Consider the following 21153-nt stretch of genomic DNA (forward strand, 5'->3'; position numbering starts at 1 on the left):
CCGACCATCCTCCGCCGGGACGAAACAGCTTCCCTGCACCACAATTGACCACGCTCAGCGCAACTTCCGCACGTCAGGCGGGGTGCTGATATGGAGTGGCTCCTCCTTGCAGCCGGCTTGCTGCTGATCGCCGGCACCGGATTCTTTGTTGCCGTTGAGTTCTCCCTTATTGCCCTGGACCAGCCCACCGTGCAGCGCGCTATCGACGACGGCGACGCAGGGGCAGTGCCCTTGCTCACCTGCCTCAAGTCCCTGTCCACCCAGCTGTCCAGCTGTCAACTCGGGATTACCCTGACGACCCTGCTCACCGGTTACGTCATGGAGCCATCGGTGGGCCGCCTTCTCGAAGGTCCGCTGACCGCCGTCGGACTTCCTGATGTGGTGGTGCAGTCCGCTGCGCTGATCCTGGCCATGGTGGTGGCAACGCTGTTGTCCATGCTCCTCGGTGAACTGGTGCCCAAGAACATGGCGATCGCGCTGGCGTTCCCCGTGGGCCGTGCCCTGGCCGGTCCGCAGCTGGTTTTCACCATGATCTTCAAGCCGGCCATCGTGGTCCTCAACGGCTTCTCCAACAAAGTCCTCCATATCTTCGGACTGGAAGCGAAAGAGGAAATTTCCGGCGCACGGACGCCCGCGGAGCTGGCCTCGCTGGTCCGCAGGTCGGCGGCGATGGGAACCCTCGACGCCGGGACCGCCAACTTCATTGCCCGCACCTTGAATTTCTCCTCCCGGACGGCAGCCGACGTCATGAGCCCGCGCATCCGGCTGGAAACGATCGACGCCGACCAGCCGGTGTCCGACGTGGTGGATGCCGCGCGCAGGACCGGGTACTCCCGGTTCCCCGTCATTGGTGACTCGGCTGATGACATCCGCGGGCTGGTGCACGTCAAGAAGGCCGTTGCCGTTCCATGGGAACGCCGGCAGAACCTCGAAGCGGGCGCCATCATGACCGAGGTACTGCGCGTGCCGGAAACCATCCACCTGGACGCGCTGCTGGCCGAACTGCGCGAGGGAAACCTGCAGCTGGCCGTGGTGCTGGATGAGTACGGCGGAACAGCCGGCATCGCAACGCTGGAGGACCTGGTGGAGGAGATCGTGGGCGAGGTGGCGGACGAGCACGACAAGGTCCGCCCTGGATTGCTGCAAAGTGCCTCCGGTGACTGGTACTTCCCGGGGCTCCTCCGGCCGGACGAGCTGTCGGAGCAGATCCCCGGGTTGAGCGTTCCGGACGAGGCGGCCTATGAAACCGTGGGCGGCTATGTCATGAGCAAGCTGGGCAGGATAGCTGCCGTGGGCGACACCGTCCCGGTCAATGGAGGAACGCTCAGCGTCACCAGGATGGACGGACGCCGGATAGACCGCATCTGCTTCCATCCCGTGGCTGAAGCGGCCGCGCAGGACGCCACTGATGGGAGCAGGCAATGAGCGACTGGGCCGGAATACTCTGGTTGGGCTTCCTCCTGCTGGGCAACGCCTTTTTTGTGGCCGCTGAGTTCGCCATCATGTCAGCGCGCCGCAGCCAGATCGAGCCGCTGGCCGACACCGGGTCCAAGCGGGCCCAGACCACCCTGCGTGCCATGGAAAACGTCTCCCTGATGCTCGCGTGCGCGCAGCTGGGAATCACGGTCTGTTCACTGCTGATCCTGCTCGTCGCGGAGCCGGCGATCCATCATCTGCTCGCTGTCCCCATGGAGACGGTGGGCCTGCCCTCGGAGGTGGCTGACGTCGCTGCCTTCGCGGTGGCCCTGATGATGGTGACGTTCCTGCACGTGACGTTCGGCGAGATGGTGCCCAAGAACATCTCCGTGTCCGTTGCGGACAAGGCAGCCCTGTTCCTGGCCCCGCCACTGCTGTTCATCTCCAGGCTGGTCCACCCAGTGATTTCGGCCCTCAACTGGTCCGCGAACCACATCCTGAAACTGATGCGGATCGAGCCCAAGGACGAGGTGACGTCCTCCTTCACCCTGGAGGAGGTTCAGTCGATCGTGCAGGAGTCCACCCGCCATGGGCTGGTGGACGACGACGCCGGGCTCATCACCGGCGCCCTTGAGTTCTCGGACCATACGGCGGAGGACATCATGGTGCCGCTCGAAAAGCTGGTCATGCTTCCGGCTTCCACCACTCCCGTGGAATTCGAGAAAGCTGTCAGCCGTACGGGCTTTTCCAGGTTCCCCATGCTGGATGACGAGGACATGTTGTACGGCTACCTCCATGTCAAGGACGTACTGTCCATCCCGGAATCCGGGTACGAGCTGCCGATTGCAGAGAGCAGGGTCCGGTCGCTGGCCAACCTGTCCCTGGGGGACGAGATTGAAAAGGCCATGTCGGTCATGCAGCGCACCGGCTCGCACCTTGCCCGGGTCATCGGTCCTGACGGCAACACCAGGGGCATCCTCTTCCTCGAGGACGTCATCGAACAGCTCGTCGGTGAAATCCGGGACGCCACCCAGGCCACGGGCATCCGCCGCCTGGGCCAGCCGAACGGAGCCTGACCCTGGTGGCGCCCCTGTGCCAGGCAGGGGCGCGGCCACGGTGGGCTTCACGCTGAGGATGTGGTGCCAGGCCCTAAATAGGAATCATTCGCATTTAGGTATACGCTGGGTGTGTTGCCCTCCCTATGTGTGAACCGAGGTTTTTCGTGCGCCGTACCGCCGCTGCCAGCTCCTTCATTGCCGCCCTCGCAGGCGTTGGCCTCCTGCTCAGCGCCTGCGGCCCGCAGCCGTCGCAGACCTCGGACGCTGCGCAGGGAATCAACGTGGTGACCTCAACGAACGTCTATGGTGACATCGCCCGGACGATCGGCGGTGACAAGGTCAAGGTCACCGCGATCATCAACAGCCCCGCACAGGATCCGCACTCGTATGAGGCGACCGCACAGGACCGGCTGGCTGTGTCCAAGGCGCAGCTGGTCATCGAAAACGGGGGCGGCTACGACGCCTTCATCCATACTCTGGTGGAAGGCAGCAAGATCGACAGCGCAGGCGTACTGACCGCCGTCGAACTTTCCGGCCTTGCCCACCCGGATGACGCCACGGCCGGCGCGTCCGAAGCGGCCGGGGGCGGCGCCGACGGACACGACCACGGCGGACTCAACGAACACGTCTGGTACAGCCTGCCGGCCATGGAACGCGTGGCCGACGCCATCGCCGGCAAGCTCGCGGCGCTGGATCCCGGCTCGGCCTCCTCCTTCACGGCCAACGCTGATTCCTTCAAGTCCTCCCTTTCACAGCTGCAGTCCAAGGTGGACGCCCTGAAGGCGGCTGCTCCGGGAGGGCGGGTTGCGGTGACGGAGCCCGTGCCGCTCTACCTGCTGGAGGATGCGGGGCTGGTGAACGCCACCCCTGAGCAATACACCGCCGCCATCGAAGAGGGCAGTGACGTTCCGCCCGCCGTTCTCAAGGAGGCCACCGACCTGGTCGGGTCCGGCTCCGTACGCCTTCTGGCCTACAACGACCAAACGGAGGGCCCGCAGACGGAAGCACTGAAGAAGGCGGCCGAATCCGCCGGTGTCCCGGTGGTTGACTTCACCGAAACCCTGCCGGAAGGCAAGACCTTCCTGCAGTGGATGACGGACAATGTGAACAACATCAGCAAGGTTCTGGAGAACAACTAGGTGAAACCCGTCGTCAGCCTCAAAGGGGCGTGCCTTACATTCGGCCAGCGCACCCTTTGGGAGGACCTGGACCTGAATATCCAGCCCGGAGAGTTTTTCGCCGTGCTGGGTCCCAACGGCAGCGGCAAGACCAGTTTCCTCAAAGTCCTGCTGGGCCTCCAAAAGCTGCAGTCCGGGCAGGCAACACTGGGCGGCCGTCCGGTGGAACGCGGCAGCAGCCTGATCGGCTACATCCCCCAGCAGAAGTCCTTCGCTCCGGATACCCCCATGCGTGCCCGCGACCTGGTGGCCCTGGGCGTGGACGGCGACAAGTGGGGGATCCGGCTTTCGGCCCGCAAAACCAACCGCAGGGTGGACCAGTTGCTGGAATTGGTGGGAGCCTCCGACTACGCCAAAGTCCCGGTTGGCCAGCTTTCCGGTGGAGAGCAGCAGCGGCTTCGCGTGGCGCAGGCACTGGCCACGGAGCCGCAGGTCCTGCTCTGCGACGAACCACTGCTGTCCCTTGACCTGCACCACCAGCAGGCGGTGAGCGCCCTGATCCACCAACAAAGCCGCGAGCACAACAGTGCCGTTGTTTTCGTGACCCACGAAATCAACCCGATCATCCACTACGTGGACAGGGTCCTTTACCTGGCTGGGGGTCGTTTCCGGGTGGGGGCGCCGGAGGAGGTCATGACCACGGAGGTGCTTTCAGAGCTTTATGGAAGCCACGTGGAAGTGATCCGTGCCAACGGCAGGCTCGTCGTGGTCGGCCTGCCGGACGCCACAACCCATCACCACCACGAGGCGGATTCGCTGGCAGGGGAGGTGGCCTGATGGACGCGGACAGCATCCTTGGCGCCATCTTCAACTTCGACAACTACGGGGAACTGCTGGTCCTGGTCCAGAACTCCATCTGGGCCGGCGCCATCCTGGGCCTCCTCGGCGGGCTGGTGGGGACGTTCGTCATGAAGCGGGACCTTGCCTTTGCGGTCCACGGCATCTCCGAACTTTCCTTTGCAGGGGCCGCGTTTGCCCTGTTGGTCGGGGCGGACGTGGTGTTTGGTTCGCTCGTAGGATCGGTGGCCGCTGCCCTGCTGCTGGGCCTGATGGGCGTCCGGGCCAGGGACAAGAACTCGACCATCGGGGTCATCATGCCCTTTGGCCTGGGGCTTGGAATCCTGTTCCTGTCCCTGTACCAAGGCCGTGCCGCAAACAAGTTTGGGCTGCTCACCGGTCAAATCGTCTCCGTGGACACCGTACAGCTCCAGGTGTTGGCCGGGACCGCCGTCGTGGTCGTGCTTGTCCTGCTGGCCGTCTGGCGCCCGCTGAACTTTGCCAGTGTCGACCCTGAACTCGCCGAAGCGCGCGGAGTCCCCGTCCGCACCCTGGGGATCGTGTTCATGATTGTGCTTGGCGTCAGCGTCGCCCTGTCCATCCAGGTGGTGGGGGCCCTGCTGGTGCTTGCCCTGCTGATTACGCCCGCGGCGGCAGCGCTGCGGGTAACGTCCTCGCCGGTGGCAGCGGTTGTCCTCAGTGTGGTCTTCGCCGTGACGGCGACCGTGGGCGGCATTCTGCTGGCCCTGGGTGGCAGGATCCCCATCAGTCCCTACGTCACCACGTTGTCGTTCCTGATTTATGTGGTGTGCCGCACCATCGGTTCCGTGCGCGACTCCCGGGGAATCAACGGCCGGGTCCTTACAGCTTCCCGGCAGCCTTAAGGGCAGTGCAGTCCTGGCACAGGCCGAAGATCTCCACCGTGTGGTCCACCTCGGTGAACCCGTGCTCCGCTGCCGTGCGCACCGCCCACGTTTCCACGGCCGGCGCCTCCACCTCCACTGCTCTTCCGCAGTTCCTGCACAGCAGGTGGTGATGATGGCCGGTCACGGCGCAGCGCCGGTACACTGCCTCGCCGTCGCCGTTGCGCAGCACGTCCACCAGGCCCTCGTCGGCAAGTGACTGCAGGATCCGGTAGGCAGTAGCAAGCGAAACGGAAACGCCCTGGTTCTGCAGGATCCGGTAAAGCTCCTGCGTGCTGACAAAGTCGTCAAGGTCGTCCAAAGCGGCACTGACGGCTTTCCGCTGCTTGGTAACGCGCTGTTCCTTGCCGCCTCCTGCCGGTGATGCCGGGGATGGGGCGGCGGAATCAGCCTTGACGCCGATCGGCATGGACGAACTCGCTTCCGTGGGGGGCAGACATCAAGATTACCAGCCGGAGTTGCGGCAGGGCGCGTGGACGGGCCAGGCGGGAGGGTGCGTGGACACGCTTCCGGCGCGGACCCTAGGCTGGCGCTATGAAGCTGACCAAATACACCCATGCCTGTGTCCGGCTCGAGAAGGAAGGGGCGGTACTGGTCCTCGATCCCGGCACCTTTTCCGAATCCGCCGAGGCGCTGTCGGGGGCCCAGGCCGTCCTGGTGACCCACGAACACGCAGACCACCTTGACACCCAGGCGGTGGTGGAAGCCCTCGAAAAAAACAAGGATCTGGCGCTGTATGCCCCGGAGGGGGTGGCGGGCCAGCTGCGCGGGGAGGCTCCGGGCGCAGCCGACCGCATCCATACGGTGGAACCGGGATCGTCCTTCGAGGCTGCCGGCTTCGATATCCGCAGCTTTGGCGGGCAGCACGCCCTGATCCACCCCCAGATTCCCCTGGTAGCCAACATCGGCTTCCTGGTGGACGGCAACGTCTACCACCCGGGGGACTCGTTCATCATCCCCGACGGCATCACCGTCCAAACCCTCCTGGTCCCGTTGCACGCACCCTGGAGCAAGTCCGCGGAGGTGGTGGACTTCGTGATTGGGGTGCGCGCTCCACGGGCGTTCCAGATCCACGACGGGCTGCTCAACGACAACGGACTGGGCACCGTGGAAGGACACGTCAAGCGGATCGGCGCCAAGTACGGCACGGAATACCGTCACCTGGCTCCGCGCGAGTCGGTGGAGGTTTAGGCCGGCGTTCCGGTCCATTTACCGGTGTCCAGGAAGCGCGAAATTGCCGCTTCGTAGGGCGCCGGATCCAGCCCCTGGGATGCCACCCACTCCTGGTTCCAGTACGTGCCCGCATAGCGGTCACCGCCGTCGCACATCAGGGAAACCACGCTGCCCCGCCTGCCTTCGGACAGGAGCTGCGCGACTGTTTCCCAGACTCCCCACAGGTTGGTGCCTGTTGACGGGCCGGCATGCAGGCCCGCGTAGGAGTCCAGATGCCGCATAGCGGCAACCGAGGCAGCGTCCGGCACCTGGACCATCCGGTCAATGACCGTGGGAATGAAGCTCGGTTCCATCCGGGCCCGGCCGATGCCTTCGATCCGCGACGGCAGCCCGGTGGGTTGTCCGTCCGCCCCGCCCAGCCAGCCGGGGTAGAATGCGGAGTTTTCCGGGTCCACCACCAGCAGCTTGGTGGCATGAGAGTGGTAACGCAGGTACCGGCCGATCGTGGCGCTGGTTCCGCCTGTTCCCGCGCCCACCACCACCCACTCGGGCACGGGGTGCGGTTCCAGGCTGAGCTGGCCGAAGATCGATTCGGCAATGTTGTTGTTCCCGCGCCAGTCCGTGGCCCGCTCCGCGTAGGTGAACTGGTCCATGTAATGCCCGTTGCAGGTGGCGGCTACGTCCTCTGCCGCGGCATACACGTCCGATGCGTTCTCCACGAGGAGGCAGGAGCCGCCGAACTGCTCAATCAGGGCGATCTTTTCCCGGCTGGTGGTGCGCGCCATGACGGCAATGAACGGGAGCCCCAGCAGCTGGGCAAAGTACGCCTCCGATACCGCCGTACTGCCGCTGGAAGCCTCCACGATGGTGGTGTCCCGCCGGATCCAGCCATTGACCAGCCCGAACAGGAAGAGCGACCTCGCCAGCCGGTGCTTCAGGCTCCCGGAACGGTGCGTGGACTCGTCCTTGAGGTACAGCTGGATGCCCCAGTGCTCCGGCAGCGGTACTGCATAAAGGTGCGTATCCGCCGAGCGGTTGTTTTCCGCTTTGATGGTGCGGATGGCCTGGTCGGCCCAGTCCCGGTCCGTTCCGCTGCTGCTCTTGCCGGCGCTGCCCTCGATCGTCACCGATCCAGCCTACCCGCGGCAACAGGACCCGCCGTCTAGAGTAGGTGCCGTTGGCTGTAGGAACCTGCGAGGAGTGCAATGAAGCCGTTGATCGACGTCCCGGAACTTGAGGCCAGGCTTGCCGCCGGGCAACGGACGGTGCTGCTGGATGTGCGCTGGGTGCTGGGTGATCCGCACGGCCACGAACATTATCTTTCGGAACACCTGCCGGGTGCGGCATTCGTTGACCTGGCCACTGAACTCTCCGATCCGGCAGTTCCGGACCGGGGGCGGCACCCTTTGCCGTCTCCGGAACAGTTCCAGGAGTCCGCGCGGCGCTGGGGCATCCGTAACGGCGACCTGGTGGTCGCCTACGATGACAGCGCCAACATGGCCGCGGCCAGGCTGTGGTGGATGCTGCGCGACGCCGGCCTCGCAGAGGTCTACCTGCTCGACGGCGGCCTGGCCGCCTGGCGGGCGGCAGGACTTCCGCTTGAGTCGGGTCCCGTCCAGCCCACGTTCGGTGACGTGGAGCTGGGCAGCGGGCACATGCCGGTGGCCGACGCCGGTGCTGCCGCACGATGGGCGGGCAGCGGCCTGTTGCTCGACGCAAGGGCTGGGGAGAGGTACCGGGGCGAGGTTGAGCCCGTGGATCCACGCGCCGGCCATATTCCCGGGGCGGTGAGCGCCCCCACCGCGGGCAACGTGGACGCAGCAGGGCGGTTCCTTCCGCCGGCGGAGCTGAAGCGGAGGTTTGAGCACCTTGGCATCCGGGTCGGAACGCCGGTAGCGGTCTACTGCGGGTCCGGTGTCACCGCTGCCCACGAGGTTGCGGCGCTGGAGCTTGCCGGCTTTCGGGCGGCGCTGTATCCCGGCTCGTTTTCGGAGTGGTCCAACCGCCCGGAACTGCCGGTTGCCACCGGCCCGGAGCCCGCGGGCGGCATTCCTGATTCCGGCAGGGGCGGGACGCGGGCTGGAAACTCCGCGGGGGCCGGAGGTAGCGTCGCACTATGACACCAGGACGCCCCGTACCACCGCCCCTTGCCAAACCCATTGTCCCTGCCGCTGATGCAGTCCCCGCTGCTGATGAAACACCCGCAGCAGAAGCCGGCGTACTCGCCGCAGCTTACGGCGCTGTGTCCGGGGACAGCGGGTTGGTACCGCTGACCGTGGCCCGGCGCGCCCCGAAACCGGACGACGTCGAAATCGCCATCGATTTCTGCGGGCTGTGCCACTCCGACGTGCACGCCACCCGTGGCGAGTGGGGCGGACAGACTTACCCGCTGGTCCCCGGCCACGAAATTGTTGGAAGAATCAGCAGGACCGGGTCCAACGTCACCGAATTCGCTGTGGGCGACCGGGTGGGCGTGGGCTGCATGGTGGACTCCTGCCGTGAGTGTGACAGCTGCCTGGACGGCCTTGAACAGTACTGCGAAAACGGAATGACCGGCACCTACGGTGCAAAGGACCGCCGCAACGGGGGCGCCATCACCCAGGGCGGCTACTCCTCTTCGATTGTCGTGGACCGCCGCTATGTCCTGCGCGTTCCGGACTCACTGGACCCGGCCGCCGTCGCGCCCTTGCTGTGCGCCGGCGTCACCACCTTCTCGCCGCTGCGGCACTTCGACGTCGAAGAAGGCGACGTGGTGGGCGTGGTCGGGCTTGGGGGGCTGGGGCACATGGCCGTCAAACTGGCCAAGGCCATGGGCGCGAAGGTGGTGGTTTTCACCACCTCGGAGTCGAAGGTCGCGGCCGCCCTGGAACTGGGGGCCGATGAGGTTGTCCTCTCCCGCGATGAGGCCGCCATGGCCGCAGCGGACCGGACCATCGACCTCATCATCGACACCGTTGCCGCCCCGCACGACCTCAATCCGTTCTTCCGCACCCTGCGGGTGGAGGGCGCCCTGTTCCAGCTGGGCCTGCCGTCGGAAGCCATGCCGCCGGTCAATCCGGGTGCCCTGATCCGGCGCAGGATCGCCTACGCCGGATCGCTGATCGGCGGAATCGCCGAAACCCAGGAAATGCTCGATTTCTGTGCTGGGCATGGCGTGGTGGCCGATATCGAGATGGTGTCCGCCGCCCAGCTCAATGAGGCCTACGACCGGATGGTCGCTGGAGACGTAAAGTACCGGTTCGTGCTGGACGCCAGCACGCTGCAGGCAGCCGCCGAGGAGGCAGACGCATGAGCACGCTTTTCACGAAGATCCTGAAGGGTGAGATCCCAGGCCGGTTCGTATGGCGCGAGGACGACGTTTCGGCGTTCCTGACCACCGGTCCACTCGCCGACGGCCATACGCTGGTTGTTCCCACCGAGGAAGTGGACCGCTGGACGGACGCGTCGCCGGAAACCCTTGCCAAAGTCATGGAAGTGGCACGGCGCATCGGGGCAGTCCAGGTGGACGTTTTCGGGGCCCGGCGCGCCGGGCTGATCGTGGCAGGCTACGAGGTGGACCATCTGCACGTCCACGTGTGGCCGTCGCGAAGCATGGCTGACTTCGACTTTGGCTCCGCGGACCAGAACCCGGACCCTGCGGTCCTCGACGCCAATGCGGAGAAGCTGCGCGACGGCCTGCGCGCAGCGGGCTATGGGGAGTTTGTTCCGGCGTCGTGACCGGTGCCGCGCGGCGTCATGGCCACCATGCCCGCATAGGTGAAGCCGCCGCCGAATCCAAACAGCAGCGCGGGGACGTCCGCCGGGATTTTGCCAGTGTGCCACCACTTGCTCAGCCCGAGCGGGACGCTGGCCGCTGACGTGTTCCCCGACTCGGTGACGTCGGTGATGACGATGCGGTCCGTCAGGCCCAGGGCCTCCGCGAGCGGTTCGATGATCCGCAGGTTGGCCTGGTGCGCGGCGAGGACCTGGATGTCGTCCAGTCCCAGCCCGGCGCGCGCCACAATCTCGCGGGCGCGTTCCGGTGCCTTGGTGAGGGCCCACCGCAACACTTCCCGGCCGTTCTGGAAGAACCTGCCGGACGGAGGCGAGATGGTCACCGCGTCCGCCATGCCGCCCTCAGAGCCCCACACCACGGGGCCGATGCGGGGCGTTTCAGACGGACGCACGACGGCGGCGCCGGCACCGTCGGCGGTGAGCACCGCCGTCGCGCGGTCCGTCCAGTCGGTGACCGCCGAGAGGGTTTCGGCGCCGACCACGATCGCGTGGGAGGCGCTTCCGCTGCGGATCGCCTGGTCGGCCACGCCCAAGGCGTACTCAAAGCCCGAGCACGCAGTGTTGACGTCCATGATGGCCGGCCCCCGGCCGTCCACGCCCAGGCCAAGCGCTTGGGCTACCCTGCCCGCGGTGTTCGGGGACCGCTCGGCGGCCGTGGTCGTGGCCACCACCACAAGGTCGACGTCCCGGGCCGCAACTGCCGAATCCGCCAACGCCATGCGGGCCGCGGGAATTGCCAGGTCCACCACCGTTTCGCCGGCACCGGCGATGTGCCTGGTGACGATCCCGGTCCGCTGGCGGATCCATTCATCGCTGGTGTCCATCATGCCTTCGAGCTCATGGTTGTCCATGATGCGGGCCGGCTGGGCATGGCCCAGCCCGGCAATCTCGGTCCCTGCCGGGCCTTGGGCAAGCGTAAGCTTCATGGAATTCCTCTCGTAGGGGGACCGCGGCTAGGCGGGTGCCAGTGCCTTGTTGAGTACGGCGCGGATTCGTTTCTCTGACACGGAGTAGGCCGTTCCCAGTTCGACGGCGAACAGGCTCACCCGGAGCTCCTCGATCATCCAGCGCACCTGGGTTAACTCCCTGCCGGCACGCCGTCCCGGCAGCAGCGCCGAGACGGCGTCGTCGTAGTCGTCCTCAAGCCGTTGCACCACGGCCATGCCCAGAGCATCGCGCTGCACGTTTCCGGGCAGGCGCTCAAGCCGCTTCTCGATGGCGGCAAGGTACCGTGGCAGCTGGCTGAGCTGGACGTAGCCCGTGCGTGCCACAAAACCCGGGTACACCAGTTGCTCCAGCTGGCTCTTAATGTCGTTCAACGCGCTGATCAGGGCCAGGCTGGTGGTGCCCTTGAGCTGCTTTTCGATCCGCCGGGTGCTGGACAGGATGCGCTCGACGATGGCCGTGACCGAGAAGACCGTGTCAATCAGTTCGGCGCGCACCACTTCATAGAGCTGGTCGAACGCCTTCCGATCCCAGGGAATTTCCGCGGGCGTCAGCTTGTCAATGGCCGCCAGCGCGCAGTCGGCGATGAGCGCAGAGACCGACCCATGCGGGTTCTGGCTGAAGGTGAGCTTCTCCGTGTTGCTCAGGTGCTCCAGGACGTACCGGTCCGGCGCCGGAACGCGGAGGGCCAGCAGCCGGATGACCCCGCCGCGCATCGCCTCAAGCTGCTCTTCCGCGGTCTGGAAGACGCGCAGGGACACGGAGGTGCCTTGGTCCACCAGCGCCGGATAGCCGGTGACCGTGTGGCCCTTGACCATGCTGCTCACCTGGCGCTCGATGGTGCCCGCGCTCCACTCCGTGAGGCCTTCCTGCTCCACGAACCCGGGCCGGGCCTGGGCTTGCGGCACCCCGTCGGCCTGCTGCTGTGCCTGCGGCCCGGCGTCGGACGCCTTGCCTTGACGGCGCTTTGACATGCCGGGCGCGGTGGAGCCGGGAGTGGCGCCGAGCGATTCCGCAATGGCGCGCCGGGTGGCAGGGGCAAGCCGCTCCTGCAGCTCGGCAAGGTCCTTGCCTTCGCCCAGGACCTTGCCCTTGCTGTCCACCACCTTGAAGCTCACGCGCAGGTGCGGGGGAACGGCATCCCAGTTCCAGGAGCCGGGAGGAATGATGGCGCCGCGGATCCGGCGCAGCGCAAGCTCCAGCGACGGCTCCAGTTCGTCCCTGGCGGGATCGAAGTCCGATTCGAGGACGGCAACGGCCTGCCGGGCAACGTCGGGCGCGGGAACGAAATTCTTCCGGACCTGCTTGGGCAGCGACTTGATGAGCGCGGTCACCAGCTCCACGCGCTGGCCCGGAATCAGCCAGCGGAACGGCGCGTCATCGAGCTGGTTCAGGAACAAAACCGGCACTTCGGCCGTGACACCGTCCGACGGGTCGGGAGCAGAACCGGGAGCCACGGGATGGAATTCATACGTCAAGGGGAGCTCAAAGCCCTTGTGCAGCCAGGTCTTCGGGTACGCGGCTTCGTCCAGGTCCTCGGCGTCGTCGCTTAGGAGCAGCGACTTGTCGTAGTCCAGGAGGTCCGGGTTTTCCCTGCGGGCGTCCTTCCACCACTTGTCGAAGTGCCGCTCGGAGACCACGTCGGGTCCGATCCTGGCGTCATAGAACTCGAACAGCGTCTCGTCGTCCACCAGCAGGTCCCGGCGGCGCATGCGGGCCTCAAGCTCCTCCACCTCGTTCAGGAGGGCACGGTTGCGGTGGAAGAACTTGTGATGGGTGCGCCAGTCGCCTTCCACCAGGGCGTGCCTGATGAACAGCTCCCGGGCCACCACCGGATCCACCCGGCCGTAATTGATCCGACGCTGCGCGATAATCGGGACGCCGTAGAGGGTGACTTTCTCGTAGGCCATTACAGCGCCCTGCTTGGTGGACCAGTGCGGTTCGCTGTAACTGCGCTTCACCAGGTCCGGAGCCACTTGTTCGGCCCATACGGGATCGAATTTCGCGGCCACCCGGGCCCACAGCCTGCTGGTTTCGACCAGTTCCGCTGCCATGACGAACGTGGGGGACTTCTTGAAGAGTGCGGAACCGGGGAAGATGGCGAACCGGCTGCCCCGGGCGCCGGCATATTCGCGCCTGCGCTCGTCCAGGATGCCGATGTGGCTCAGGAGCCCGGAGAGCAGGCTGATGTGGATTCCGTCATGGTTGCCGACCGGGTCCGCGAGGCGCTTGTTGTCCAGGGTGATGCCCAGCGGGCGGGCCAGCTGGCGCAGCTGGGTGAAGAGGTCCTGCCATTCCCGCACGCGCAGGTAGTTGATGAACTCGGCGCGGCAGAGCCTGCGGAAGGCCGACGACGACAGTTCCTGCTGCTTCTCCTGCAGGTAGTTCCACAGGTTGAGGTAGCCGGTGAAGTCCGAATTCTCGTCGCGGAAGCGGCTGTGCTTTTCCGCGGCCAGCTGCTGCTTGTCGGTGGGACGTTCGCGCGGGTCCTGGATGGTGAGCGCTGCTGCCAGGACCATGACTTCGCGGACGCAGCCGCGTTTTCCGGCTTCCACGATCATCCGGCCCAGGCGCGGATCGACCGGGAGCTGGGCGAGTTTCTGTCCGACGGCGGTGAGGCCGCCGCCCTTCGGCCCGCCCCGGCCATCGGCTGCTTCAGCTTTGCCCCCGTTGCCCTGCGGGCGCGGGGGAGCCAGTGCCCCGAGCTCGCGAAGGAGGGTGACGCCGTCGTTGATGGCCCGCGTCTCCGGCGGTTCGACGAAGGGGAACTCCTCAACGTCTTTGGGGCCCTTCGCCACTCCCATTGCCGTCATCTGGAGGATGACAGCGGCGAGATTGGTCCGCAGGATTTCCGGGTCGGTGAACGGCGGCCTGGATTCGAAGTCCTCTTCCGAATACAGGCGGATGGCAATGCCGTCGGATACGCGCCCGCAGCGGCCGGAACGCTGGTTGGCGGATGCCTGGGAGACGCGCTCGATGGGCAGGCGCTGGACCTTGGTGCGGTGGGAATACCGGGAAATGCGGGCCGTGCCGGTATCGATGACGTACTTGATGCCAGGCACGGTCAGCGATGTTTCCGCCACGTTGGTGGCCAGCACGATCCGGCGTTTGCTGCCGGGGTGGAACACCTTGTGCTGCTCCTGCAGGCTCAGGCGGGCGAACAGGGGGAGGATCTCGGTGTTGGCGAGCCTGCGGTTGGACTGGATGCGGGACTGCAGGGCCTCCGCGGCGTCGCGGATCTCGCGTTCGCCCGAGAAGAACACCAGGATGTCCCCGGGCGCTTCCGCCGCCAGCTCATCCACGGCATCGCAGACGGCATCGAGGGGGTCGCGGTCCTCTTCGAGTTCATCATCGGAGGCTTCCTCCTCGTCCGTGACCGGCTGCGTGAGCGGGCGGTAGCGGATCTCCACGGGGTACGTCCGGCCGGACACTTCGATGATGGGTGCCGGATTTTCGGGGGTGCCGAAGTGGTTGGCGAACCGCTCGGGATCGATGGTGGCCGAGGTGATGATGACCTTCAGGTCGGGCCGCTGCGGAAGGACCCGCCTGAGGTAGCCCAGGATGAAGTCGATGTTGAGGCTGCGTTCATGCGCCTCGTCAATGATGATGGTGCTGTACTTTCGCAGCAGCTTGTCCCGCTGGATTTCGGCGAGCAGGATGCCGTCGGTCATCAGCTTGACCTTGGTCGCCTTGCTCACCTCGCCCGTGAAACGGACCTGGAAGCCGATCTCCTGGCCGATCTCTACGCCGAGTTCCTCCGCGATCCGCTCGGCCACCGTCCGGGCCGCCAGCCGGCGGGGCTGGGTGTGTCCGATCAGGCCCTTTTCGCCCAGGCCCAGTTCCAGGCACATCTTGGGGATCTGGGTGGTCTTTCCGGAGCCGGTCTCGCCGGCGATGATTGTCACCTGGTTCGCGGCGATGGCCGCCATCAGGTCCTCGCGGCGCTCGGAAACCGGCAGCTCGGCGGGATAGGAGATATGAAAAGTCATGGCTGCAGACAGTCTACTGCCGCGGACAAAAGCCCCTCATTCGCCTGCCGGCTGCACCTTTGCCCTTAGTCCGCCCCGCCGGATTCCTCAGCGGCGGCCCGCGCAGTATCAACCAGGATGCGCCACGGGCCGGTGAGGGCCTGTTCGGGGAGAGCGGCCCTGCGTTGCCCCGCGGTGATGGAGTAGATGAAGCGGTCCGGCTGGGGCGCCTCAAAGGCTGCAGCGGCTGCCCGGGGGGTGCTGGGAACCGCATCCCACGGGCAGGCCTCAACAATCGGCTGCCACTGGCTGAGGTCGCTGTCCGTCTGGGCGTCCACCGTCCATACCCTTGTCATCGCCGCTATCCCGCCGGTGCGCTCCACCTTGATCTTCATGGTCTGGCCCCTGGGCTTCCATTCGGCCCCGCAGCCAAATTAACGGGCAGCAGGGCAGTGGTTAAACCTTGACCTTTACAGTTTCCCACGCTGCCCCTACGGCGTCATGCTCCCGGGATTGGGCGCCGAAGAGGTCGGCGGCGGCGCGCACTGTTGCGCGGGCAAAAACCGGGAAGGTAGCCGCGGCCGGCAGTGAGCCGCTGGTCAGGGTCTCGTACCAGATCCGTCCGGGTGCCTCCCAGGCGTAGCCGCCCAAGGCCTCCGCCACGAGGTAAAAGGCCCGGTTGGGGATGCCCGAGTTGATATGGACGCCGCCATTGTCTGCGCTGGTCCGGACATAGGAATCCATGGAATCGGGCTGCGGGTCTTTGCCCAACACGTCGTCGTCGTAGGCGGTGCCGGGCGCTTTCATGGACCGCAGGGCAAGTCCCTGGACCTTGGAGGTGAAGAGGCCTTCCCCAATCAACCAGCTTGCCTCCGCAGCGGACTGGTTTTTTACAAACTGCTCCACGAGCGCGCCGAAGACGTCCGACATCGACTCATTGAGGGCACCGGCCTGGTTCCGGTAGGCGAGCCCGGCCGAGTACTGGGTAACCCCGTGCGCCAGTTCATGGCCGATGACGCTCAACGACTTGGTGAAGCGTTGGAAGACATCCCCGTCGCCGTCGCCGAACACCATCTGGCTGCCGTTCCAGAATGCGTTGTCGTACAGCTTGCCGAAGTGCACGGTGGCGTCCAGCTTCAAGCTGCGCCCGTCGACGGAATCCCGTCCGAAGGCGTCGGCGTAAAGGCGGTGCGTATGCCCCAGCCCGTCGTAGGCTTCATCCGCGGCGGCATCGCCGGTGGCAGGCCCGCCTTCGTCCCGGACCAGCCTGCCCGGCAGCGTCTCCTCGCTGGCGGCATCGTAGACAGCGCGCTGAACTGGCTCCGGTTTCACATCCCGCAGCCCGGGCGGGTGGGCCGGAACAGCCTGTGCGCGGGCGGCCTGGAAGGATTCGACGTGGCCCAGGGCCTTCCTGGCGGCGCTAGCCGCCGTAGAGTATCCGGGCGCATCCTGCTGCGCGAGCCGCCGCAGCAGGTAGGGCGGGACGATGGAACAGAACTGAACGTGCATGGCGTACTCCCTCAGCTAGGTGTTTTCAGACTACGAGGGGCCACTGACAATCGGTGGCAGGCCGCCTTGGGGAATTTATTTGGCCTCCCGGGTGCTGCCGCCCGCTCCCGTGGGTACGGTATCCGCATGGCTGAAACCGAAAAGCGCGGCAAGTCCGGCTCCACCCTGCTGACCGTCATCATCGCCTTCGCGGCCAACACGTTAGTGGCCGCGGCAAAATCGGTGGCTGCTGTCCTTACCGGCTCGGCCTCGATGGCCGCGGAGGCTGCGCATTCCTGGGCGGACACCGGGAACCAGGTGTTCCTGTTCTTTGCCGAGCGCCGGTCTGCCCGTCCCCGGGACAAGAGCCATCCAATGGGTTACGGCCGGGAAGCGTATGTCTGGTCGATGTTCGCCGCTTTCGGGCTGTTCACCGCGGGTGCGGTGGTGTCCATCATGCACGGTGTCCAGCAGATCATTGAGCCGGAGCCGGCATCGGACTTCCTGGTGGCCTACGTGGTCCTGGCCGTGGCTTTCGTTCTTGAGGGGATTTCCTTCGCCCAGGCCTTCCGGCAAACGCGGAAAGCGGCCCATGAGATGGACCGGCACACGCTTGAACAGGTCCTCATCAGTTCCGATCCCACCCTGCGCGCGGTCTTCGCCGAAGATGCGGCAGCATTGATCGGCCTCGTGGTGGCTTTCGTGGGCGTGTTCCTTCACCAGGTGACCGGATCACCGCTGCCGGATGCGATCGGTTCCATTGCCGTCGGCGTGCTGCTCGCCGTCGTCGCGGTGGTCCTGATCGACCGCAACAGGCGCTTCCTGGTGGGACAGGGTGTCACCCCCGACATCGAACGGTCCATGGCCCGCCGTGTGCTGGAGCACCAGGACATTGCCCGGCTTACCTACCTGCACCTGGAATTTGTGGGCCCCCGGAAGCTGTATCTGGTTGCGGCCGTTGACCTCCAGGGGGACCACCCGGAGCACGAGGTTGCCGTGGTCCTGCGGCGGATTGAGCGCGAACTTGAGGACCACGAAACGGTGGAGGAAGCCGTGCTCACCCTGGCCACGATGGACGAGGCAGCGCTGCGTTTTTGAGCGCTGTGGGTTTCTGACGGCATCGTCTTTGACGGAAAGTCTTTGACGGCACGGAAAAACCCCGCCGCTTCAGTGAAGCGGCGGGGTTTTCTTCTGTGCCCTCGATAGGATTCGAACCTACGACCTTCTGCTCCGGAGGCAGACGCTCTATCCCCTGAGCTACGAGGGCAATCCGGATGTCCTGCCGTTCCCGGCGGGACGTCCTAGAGCTTAGCAGGAAGGAGGCCCGCAAGGGAAAACCGCCGCGTGGACCAGCCCGGAAGGCCACGAAGGCTGCCTCAGTATCCCGAAAACGAATCCGTCTGCACCCGGCGGGCGCCGGCGCACCTGGCTGCACGGCGGAGGGCTGCGACACTTGCGGGGGAGCCTGAGACGTAAACGTCCCGCCGGGAAATATCGGGAACGATGGCTGCAAGAGCCTGCCCGTCCAGCCGCCCGTCCAGCCGCCCGTCCAGCCGCCCGTCCGTTCGGCCGCCCGCACCGGAAACTCCGGCGGCGGCAGGGGCAAGGCCCGACGGCGGAACGGACCCGTCCGCCAGCCGCACCAGGACCCGGGCGCCGGAACTCCGCAGTTCCTCCGCATAGGCCACCTCGTCAGCGTTCCTGGCGAGGACCAGAAGCACCGCGTCACGTTTCCGCAGGGAACCGGAGGCCAGCTGCGACATAAAGGGCGTAATGCCGATGCCCGCCGCGATGAGCAGCACAGGCCGGCCCGCGTCGCGCGGGAGGACAAAGTCCCCGCCCACGGCCGTAGCTGCCACTTCGTCACCCGGCCGCAGTGCCAGCAGCGCCTCCTTTGCGGCAGACAACCGCCCGTCCGTCCGCACGCCAAACTTCACCAGGCGCTCGCCGGGGCTGCCCGCCAGGCTGAACACCCGGCGTCGTCCTTTGCCATCCGGCCTGGACTGCGGAAGGTCCAGCTCCATGTACTGCCCCGGGAGGAAACGGACCGGCCGGGCAGGTTCGAAGGAGAACTCGGTGGTGGTCGGAGTAAGGGCCCGGGCACCTGCGAACCGCAGCTTCACTGCGCCGCGCTGGCCCAGCAGGAAGGCCAGCAGGTTGCCCGTGAGCAGCGCCGCCTCAGGCGAGTTGGCAAAGAGGCCCAGGTTCCAGGGAACGGCGAAGAGCACCCCCACCAGAGCGGCCAACGCCAGTTGCTGCCAACGCCGGGGCGGCAGCGTCAGGGGCTCGGTGAGCATGAATCCCACAAAGAACAGCACCGGGCGCTGGGCCAGGGCTTGCCAGACGCCCATCCCGGCCGTCATGCCTGCGCGAAGCAGCTCCAGCGTGATGATGGCCGTGGCCGCCACCGTGAAGACCGAGGCCATCAGCGCCTTGCGCATCCGGTAAACCACCAGCAGCACGCCAGGGACCAGCAGCCACAGCATGGCAGGGGTTGCTGCCCACCACGTGGCGATGTTCAGCCCGGTAAGCCCGGTGGCAAAGGCGCCGGCGGCAGCAGGGTTGAAGATATGCCGCCCCCTCCATGCCAGCGCGTACTTGGAGGCGGAGGCCAGGACACAGGCCAGCGCCACCCCGGCCAGGTCCATGGGCTGGAGGGACGGCCAGAACAGGAAATAGAGCAGCAGTCCGGTGATGAGCGACGACTCCGTGTGGGGCCTGACCCGGAAGAGTGCTGCCAACGCCCGGTTGGAGGCGTAGGTCAGGGCCAGGCAGAGCACCAGGTGCGCCAGCATGTCCGGGATGCCGAAGGTCAGCCAGCCCAGCGCGTCGAGCAGCAGGCTGTAGGCGGCGAGGGCCGCCAGGACCAACAGGACAAGCCGGTACATGGTGAACCGGCCGACGGCAGTGTCCACGCGGCCGGTCAGGGACCGTGCCGGCCGGGCTTGGGGTGCTTCCACGGGGTTCACGAAAACAACATCCCTTCGAATTCGGCGGAGTAGGCGGCACTGCCGTCCGAAAAGACGGTCAGCCACGAGAAGTCGAACGTTTCCTGAAGCGCGGCGCCGGGAACGAAGAACAGCGCCGTGGCGAGCGCGTCAGCCACCATGGCGGTCTCCGCCATGGTCCAGGTGGCGACGGCGGTGCGCACCGGCTGCCCGGTGGTTCCGTCCAGGACGTGGTGCAGTCCGTCGCCCCAGGTGCGGCGGTTGGCAGCGGAAGCGCACAGGGCGCGGCCGTCCAGGTCGACGACGCCGATTGCCAGCGCGGGGTTGTAAGGGTGTTCAAGCGCCACGCTGAGGGGCTCTGTGCCGCGGGCCAGCAGGTCTCCGCTGGCATCGATGACGAATTCGGACACCCCGGCGGCGTCCAGTTCGGCGGCCAGCAGGTCCACCAGCAGCCCTTTTCCGGCGGCACCAATGTCCAGGACCACGGGGGCGCCGGCAGTCAGGACTGTTCCTGACCAGGTGAGGACCGATTCCCACTCGGGCGCCGGGAGGGGCGGGCCGTCCGGCCGGAGCGTATACGCTGCGTCGTAGCCCAGGCGCTCCAGGCTGCCGCCAATCAGCGGAGTCATGGCCCCGCCGGTAAGCCGGTAGAGCAATCTGTACAGCTCACCCAGCGGTGCGGCCTCGTCCGGAAACCCGTACCGCCCCCGTTTTCTTGCGAGTTCCGCAACCAGCGAGTCGGGGCGGAAACGTGACCAGTCGCCGTCGAACTTTTCAACCCTGTCCAGCAGGCGCGTGCGCAGGGACATCGGCAGCGGCAGGGGAGTGCTGACGGCCCACTCAGTGCCGATCCCCTGGAACGAAAAGTCCTCCCAGTCCGTCACCGGCCCGCCTACTGCGCCTCGGACTTGATCTTCTCCACTGCCTGGTTGAAGCCTCCGCTGGTCAGTGAGGAACCGGCAACCTTGGAAACGTTCAGTTCATCGATGTTCTTTCCCACCACCTGGGCGGCGATGCCTCCGGCGAATTCGCCCTGGAATTTGCGGGTGTTCGGATTGGACGGGTGCTGGGTGATCTCCACGTCCGCTACTTTTCCCGCTGCAAGCGTCAGCTGGACGCCCACGGTTTCGGTGCCGTTGGGCGAGACATAGTTGCCGTCGGCGGTGTAGGTGCCGTCTTTGTAGCCGCCTCCGCTGCCGGCAAGGGCGGAAGTCCCGGCGGAGGGGGCGGCGCTTCCGGCTGTGCTGTCCGCGGATGAGGGTGCACAGCCGGCCACGGTTCCTGCCAGGGACAGGCCGGCGATGCCGGCAAAAAGACCGTTGCGGACTGCGTGCCTGGATACAGGAAGGCTTTTAGGGCTGGAGGGTCTCATGAAGGCTCTCGTTTCAGTTTTGGGGCTGTACCGGATCGCGGGGTGTGGAGCAGTGGCTACGGTTTAGTCAACGCCGGATGCGGCCAAATGGTTCACCATATGGCAGGCCTCACTCCTTGCCGTGAAGCCTGAC

Annotated in this window: 19 protein-coding genes and 1 tRNA gene; 10 read left to right on the top strand and 10 right to left on the bottom strand. The window is 66.2% G+C overall.

Features of this window, described 5'->3' with window-relative positions; genetic code table 11:
* Positions 1-90: 90 nt before the first annotated feature.
* From QF031_RS06810 to QF031_RS06830, 5 genes are all read left to right on the top strand, one after another.
* Entirely contained in the window at positions 91-1425 is a 1335-nt protein-coding gene (locus QF031_RS06810) for a hemolysin family protein (RefSeq protein WP_307425783.1), read from the top strand.
* On the top strand, positions 1422-2492 hold the full coding sequence (locus QF031_RS06815; protein WP_307425786.1) for a hemolysin family protein: 1071 nt from the start codon (positions 1422-1424) through the stop codon (positions 2490-2492). Before QF031_RS06810 ends, QF031_RS06815 begins: the two co-directional genes overlap by 4 nt.
* 146 nt (positions 2493-2638) lie before the next feature.
* Positions 2639-3613 (top strand): metal ABC transporter solute-binding protein, Zn/Mn family, encoded by a 975-nt coding sequence (locus tag QF031_RS06820; RefSeq protein WP_307425790.1) that lies wholly within the window; start codon positions 2639-2641, stop codon positions 3611-3613.
* Positions 3614-4429: a metal ABC transporter ATP-binding protein gene (locus tag QF031_RS06825; RefSeq protein ID WP_307425793.1), complete on the top strand. Its 816-nt coding sequence runs from the start codon at positions 3614-3616 to the stop codon at positions 4427-4429.
* Positions 4429-5313: a metal ABC transporter permease gene (locus QF031_RS06830; RefSeq protein ID WP_307425797.1), complete on the top strand. Its 885-nt coding sequence runs from the start codon at positions 4429-4431 to the stop codon at positions 5311-5313. Before QF031_RS06825 ends, QF031_RS06830 begins: the two co-directional genes overlap by 1 nt.
* Here QF031_RS06830 and QF031_RS06835 read toward each other — a convergent pair.
* The gene (locus tag QF031_RS06835) at positions 5291-5761 is read right to left on the bottom strand and encodes a Fur family transcriptional regulator (RefSeq protein ID WP_307425800.1); all 471 of its coding nucleotides are present in this window, start codon (positions 5759-5761) and stop codon (positions 5291-5293) included. The two genes, QF031_RS06830 and QF031_RS06835, sit on opposite strands and share 23 nt — an antisense overlap.
* 125 nt (positions 5762-5886) lie before the next feature.
* Between QF031_RS06835 and QF031_RS06840 the strand changes: the two genes are divergently transcribed.
* Positions 5887-6543, top strand: a complete 657-nt coding sequence (locus QF031_RS06840; RefSeq protein WP_307425803.1) for an MBL fold metallo-hydrolase — start codon at positions 5887-5889, stop codon at positions 6541-6543.
* Here QF031_RS06840 and QF031_RS06845 read toward each other — a convergent pair.
* Complete coding sequence (locus QF031_RS06845; protein WP_307425806.1) at positions 6540-7652, bottom strand: PLP-dependent cysteine synthase family protein; 1113 nt, start codon at positions 7650-7652, stop codon at positions 6540-6542. The genes QF031_RS06840 and QF031_RS06845 overlap by 4 nt on opposite strands.
* A gap of 78 nt (positions 7653-7730) precedes the next feature.
* Here QF031_RS06845 and QF031_RS06850 point away from each other — a divergent pair, with 78 nt between their 5' ends.
* Genes QF031_RS06850 through QF031_RS06860 form a run of 3 tightly spaced genes read left to right on the top strand, consistent with a single transcriptional unit; the run spans position 7731 to position 10242 of the window.
* Positions 7731-8645: a sulfurtransferase gene (locus QF031_RS06850; protein WP_307425809.1), complete on the top strand. Its 915-nt coding sequence runs from the start codon at positions 7731-7733 to the stop codon at positions 8643-8645.
* A complete protein-coding gene (locus QF031_RS06855) occupies positions 8642-9817 on the top strand; it encodes an NAD(P)-dependent alcohol dehydrogenase (protein WP_307425812.1) in 1176 nt (391 codons plus the stop codon). Before QF031_RS06850 ends, QF031_RS06855 begins: the two co-directional genes overlap by 4 nt.
* On the top strand, positions 9814-10242 hold the full coding sequence (locus tag QF031_RS06860) for an HIT family protein (protein ID WP_307425815.1): 429 nt from the start codon (positions 9814-9816) through the stop codon (positions 10240-10242). The genes QF031_RS06855 and QF031_RS06860 overlap by 4 nt, the downstream gene beginning before the upstream one ends.
* Here the strand turns inward: QF031_RS06860 and QF031_RS06865 are convergent.
* From QF031_RS06865 to QF031_RS06880, 4 genes are all read right to left on the bottom strand, one after another.
* Entirely contained in the window at positions 10215-11225 is a 1011-nt protein-coding gene (locus QF031_RS06865) for a beta-ketoacyl-ACP synthase III (RefSeq protein ID WP_307425818.1), read from the bottom strand. The genes QF031_RS06860 and QF031_RS06865 overlap by 28 nt on opposite strands.
* Positions 11226-11252: 27 nt before the next feature.
* Positions 11253-15233, bottom strand: a complete 3981-nt coding sequence (gene hrpA / locus QF031_RS06870; RefSeq protein WP_307425820.1) for an ATP-dependent RNA helicase HrpA — start codon at positions 15231-15233, stop codon at positions 11253-11255.
* A 65-nt stretch (positions 15234-15298) separates the two neighbouring features.
* Positions 15299-15607, bottom strand: coding sequence for a protealysin inhibitor emfourin (locus QF031_RS06875; RefSeq protein WP_307425823.1), 309 nt, complete (start codon positions 15605-15607; stop codon positions 15299-15301).
* Positions 15608-15668: 61 nt separating this feature from the next.
* Positions 15669-16721, bottom strand: a complete 1053-nt coding sequence (locus QF031_RS06880) for a M4 family metallopeptidase (RefSeq protein WP_307425824.1) — start codon at positions 16719-16721, stop codon at positions 15669-15671.
* Between the two features lie 126 nt (positions 16722-16847).
* Between QF031_RS06880 and QF031_RS06885 the strand changes: the two genes are divergently transcribed.
* A complete protein-coding gene (locus QF031_RS06885) occupies positions 16848-17798 on the top strand; it encodes a cation diffusion facilitator family transporter (protein WP_307425827.1) in 951 nt (316 codons plus the stop codon).
* Between the two features lie 96 nt (positions 17799-17894).
* Here the strand turns inward: QF031_RS06885 and QF031_RS06890 are convergent.
* The 4 genes from QF031_RS06890 to QF031_RS06905 form a co-directional block, all read right to left on the bottom strand.
* Positions 17895-17967 (bottom strand) — tRNA-Arg (locus QF031_RS06890).
* A 109-nt stretch (positions 17968-18076) separates the two neighbouring features.
* Positions 18077-19669, bottom strand: coding sequence for a ferredoxin--NADP reductase (locus QF031_RS06895; protein WP_307425830.1), 1593 nt, complete (start codon positions 19667-19669; stop codon positions 18077-18079).
* Positions 19666-20532, bottom strand: coding sequence for an FAD:protein FMN transferase (locus QF031_RS06900; protein WP_307425833.1), 867 nt, complete (start codon positions 20530-20532; stop codon positions 19666-19668). The genes QF031_RS06895 and QF031_RS06900 overlap by 4 nt, the downstream gene beginning before the upstream one ends.
* An 8-nt stretch (positions 20533-20540) precedes the next feature.
* Complete coding sequence (locus QF031_RS06905) at positions 20541-21020, bottom strand: FMN-binding protein (RefSeq protein WP_307425836.1); 480 nt, start codon at positions 21018-21020, stop codon at positions 20541-20543.
* Positions 21021-21153: the final 133 nt, after the last annotated feature.

It is taken from the genome of Pseudarthrobacter defluvii (assembly GCF_030816725.1).
GTDB lineage: Bacteria > Actinomycetota > Actinomycetes > Actinomycetales > Micrococcaceae > Arthrobacter > Arthrobacter defluvii_A.

Coding starts and splice junctions, on each gene's coding strand:
- QF031_RS06885 (WP_307425827.1), top strand. CDS start 16,848: ATGGCTGAAACCGAAAAGCGCGGCAAGTCCGGCTCCACCCTGCTGACC.
- hrpA (WP_307425820.1), bottom strand. CDS start 15,233: ATGACTTTTCATATCTCCTATCCCGCCGAGCTGCCGGTTTCCGAGCGC.
- QF031_RS06810 (WP_307425783.1), top strand. CDS start 91: ATGGAGTGGCTCCTCCTTGCAGCCGGCTTGCTGCTGATCGCCGGCACC.
- QF031_RS06860 (WP_307425815.1), top strand. CDS start 9,814: ATGAGCACGCTTTTCACGAAGATCCTGAAGGGTGAGATCCCAGGCCGG.
- QF031_RS06850 (WP_307425809.1), top strand. CDS start 7,731: ATGAAGCCGTTGATCGACGTCCCGGAACTTGAGGCCAGGCTTGCCGCC.
- QF031_RS06840 (WP_307425803.1), top strand. CDS start 5,887: ATGAAGCTGACCAAATACACCCATGCCTGTGTCCGGCTCGAGAAGGAA.
- QF031_RS06905 (WP_307425836.1), bottom strand. CDS start 21,020: ATGAGACCCTCCAGCCCTAAAAGCCTTCCTGTATCCAGGCACGCAGTC.
- QF031_RS06835 (WP_307425800.1), bottom strand. CDS start 5,761: ATGCCGATCGGCGTCAAGGCTGATTCCGCCGCCCCATCCCCGGCATCA.
- QF031_RS06815 (WP_307425786.1), top strand. CDS start 1,422: ATGAGCGACTGGGCCGGAATACTCTGGTTGGGCTTCCTCCTGCTGGGC.
- QF031_RS06855 (WP_307425812.1), top strand. CDS start 8,642: ATGACACCAGGACGCCCCGTACCACCGCCCCTTGCCAAACCCATTGTC.
- QF031_RS06830 (WP_307425797.1), top strand. CDS start 4,429: ATGGACGCGGACAGCATCCTTGGCGCCATCTTCAACTTCGACAACTAC.
- QF031_RS06880 (WP_307425824.1), bottom strand. CDS start 16,721: ATGCACGTTCAGTTCTGTTCCATCGTCCCGCCCTACCTGCTGCGGCGG.
- QF031_RS06875 (WP_307425823.1), bottom strand. CDS start 15,607: ATGAAGATCAAGGTGGAGCGCACCGGCGGGATAGCGGCGATGACAAGG.
- QF031_RS06865 (WP_307425818.1), bottom strand. CDS start 11,225: ATGAAGCTTACGCTTGCCCAAGGCCCGGCAGGGACCGAGATTGCCGGG.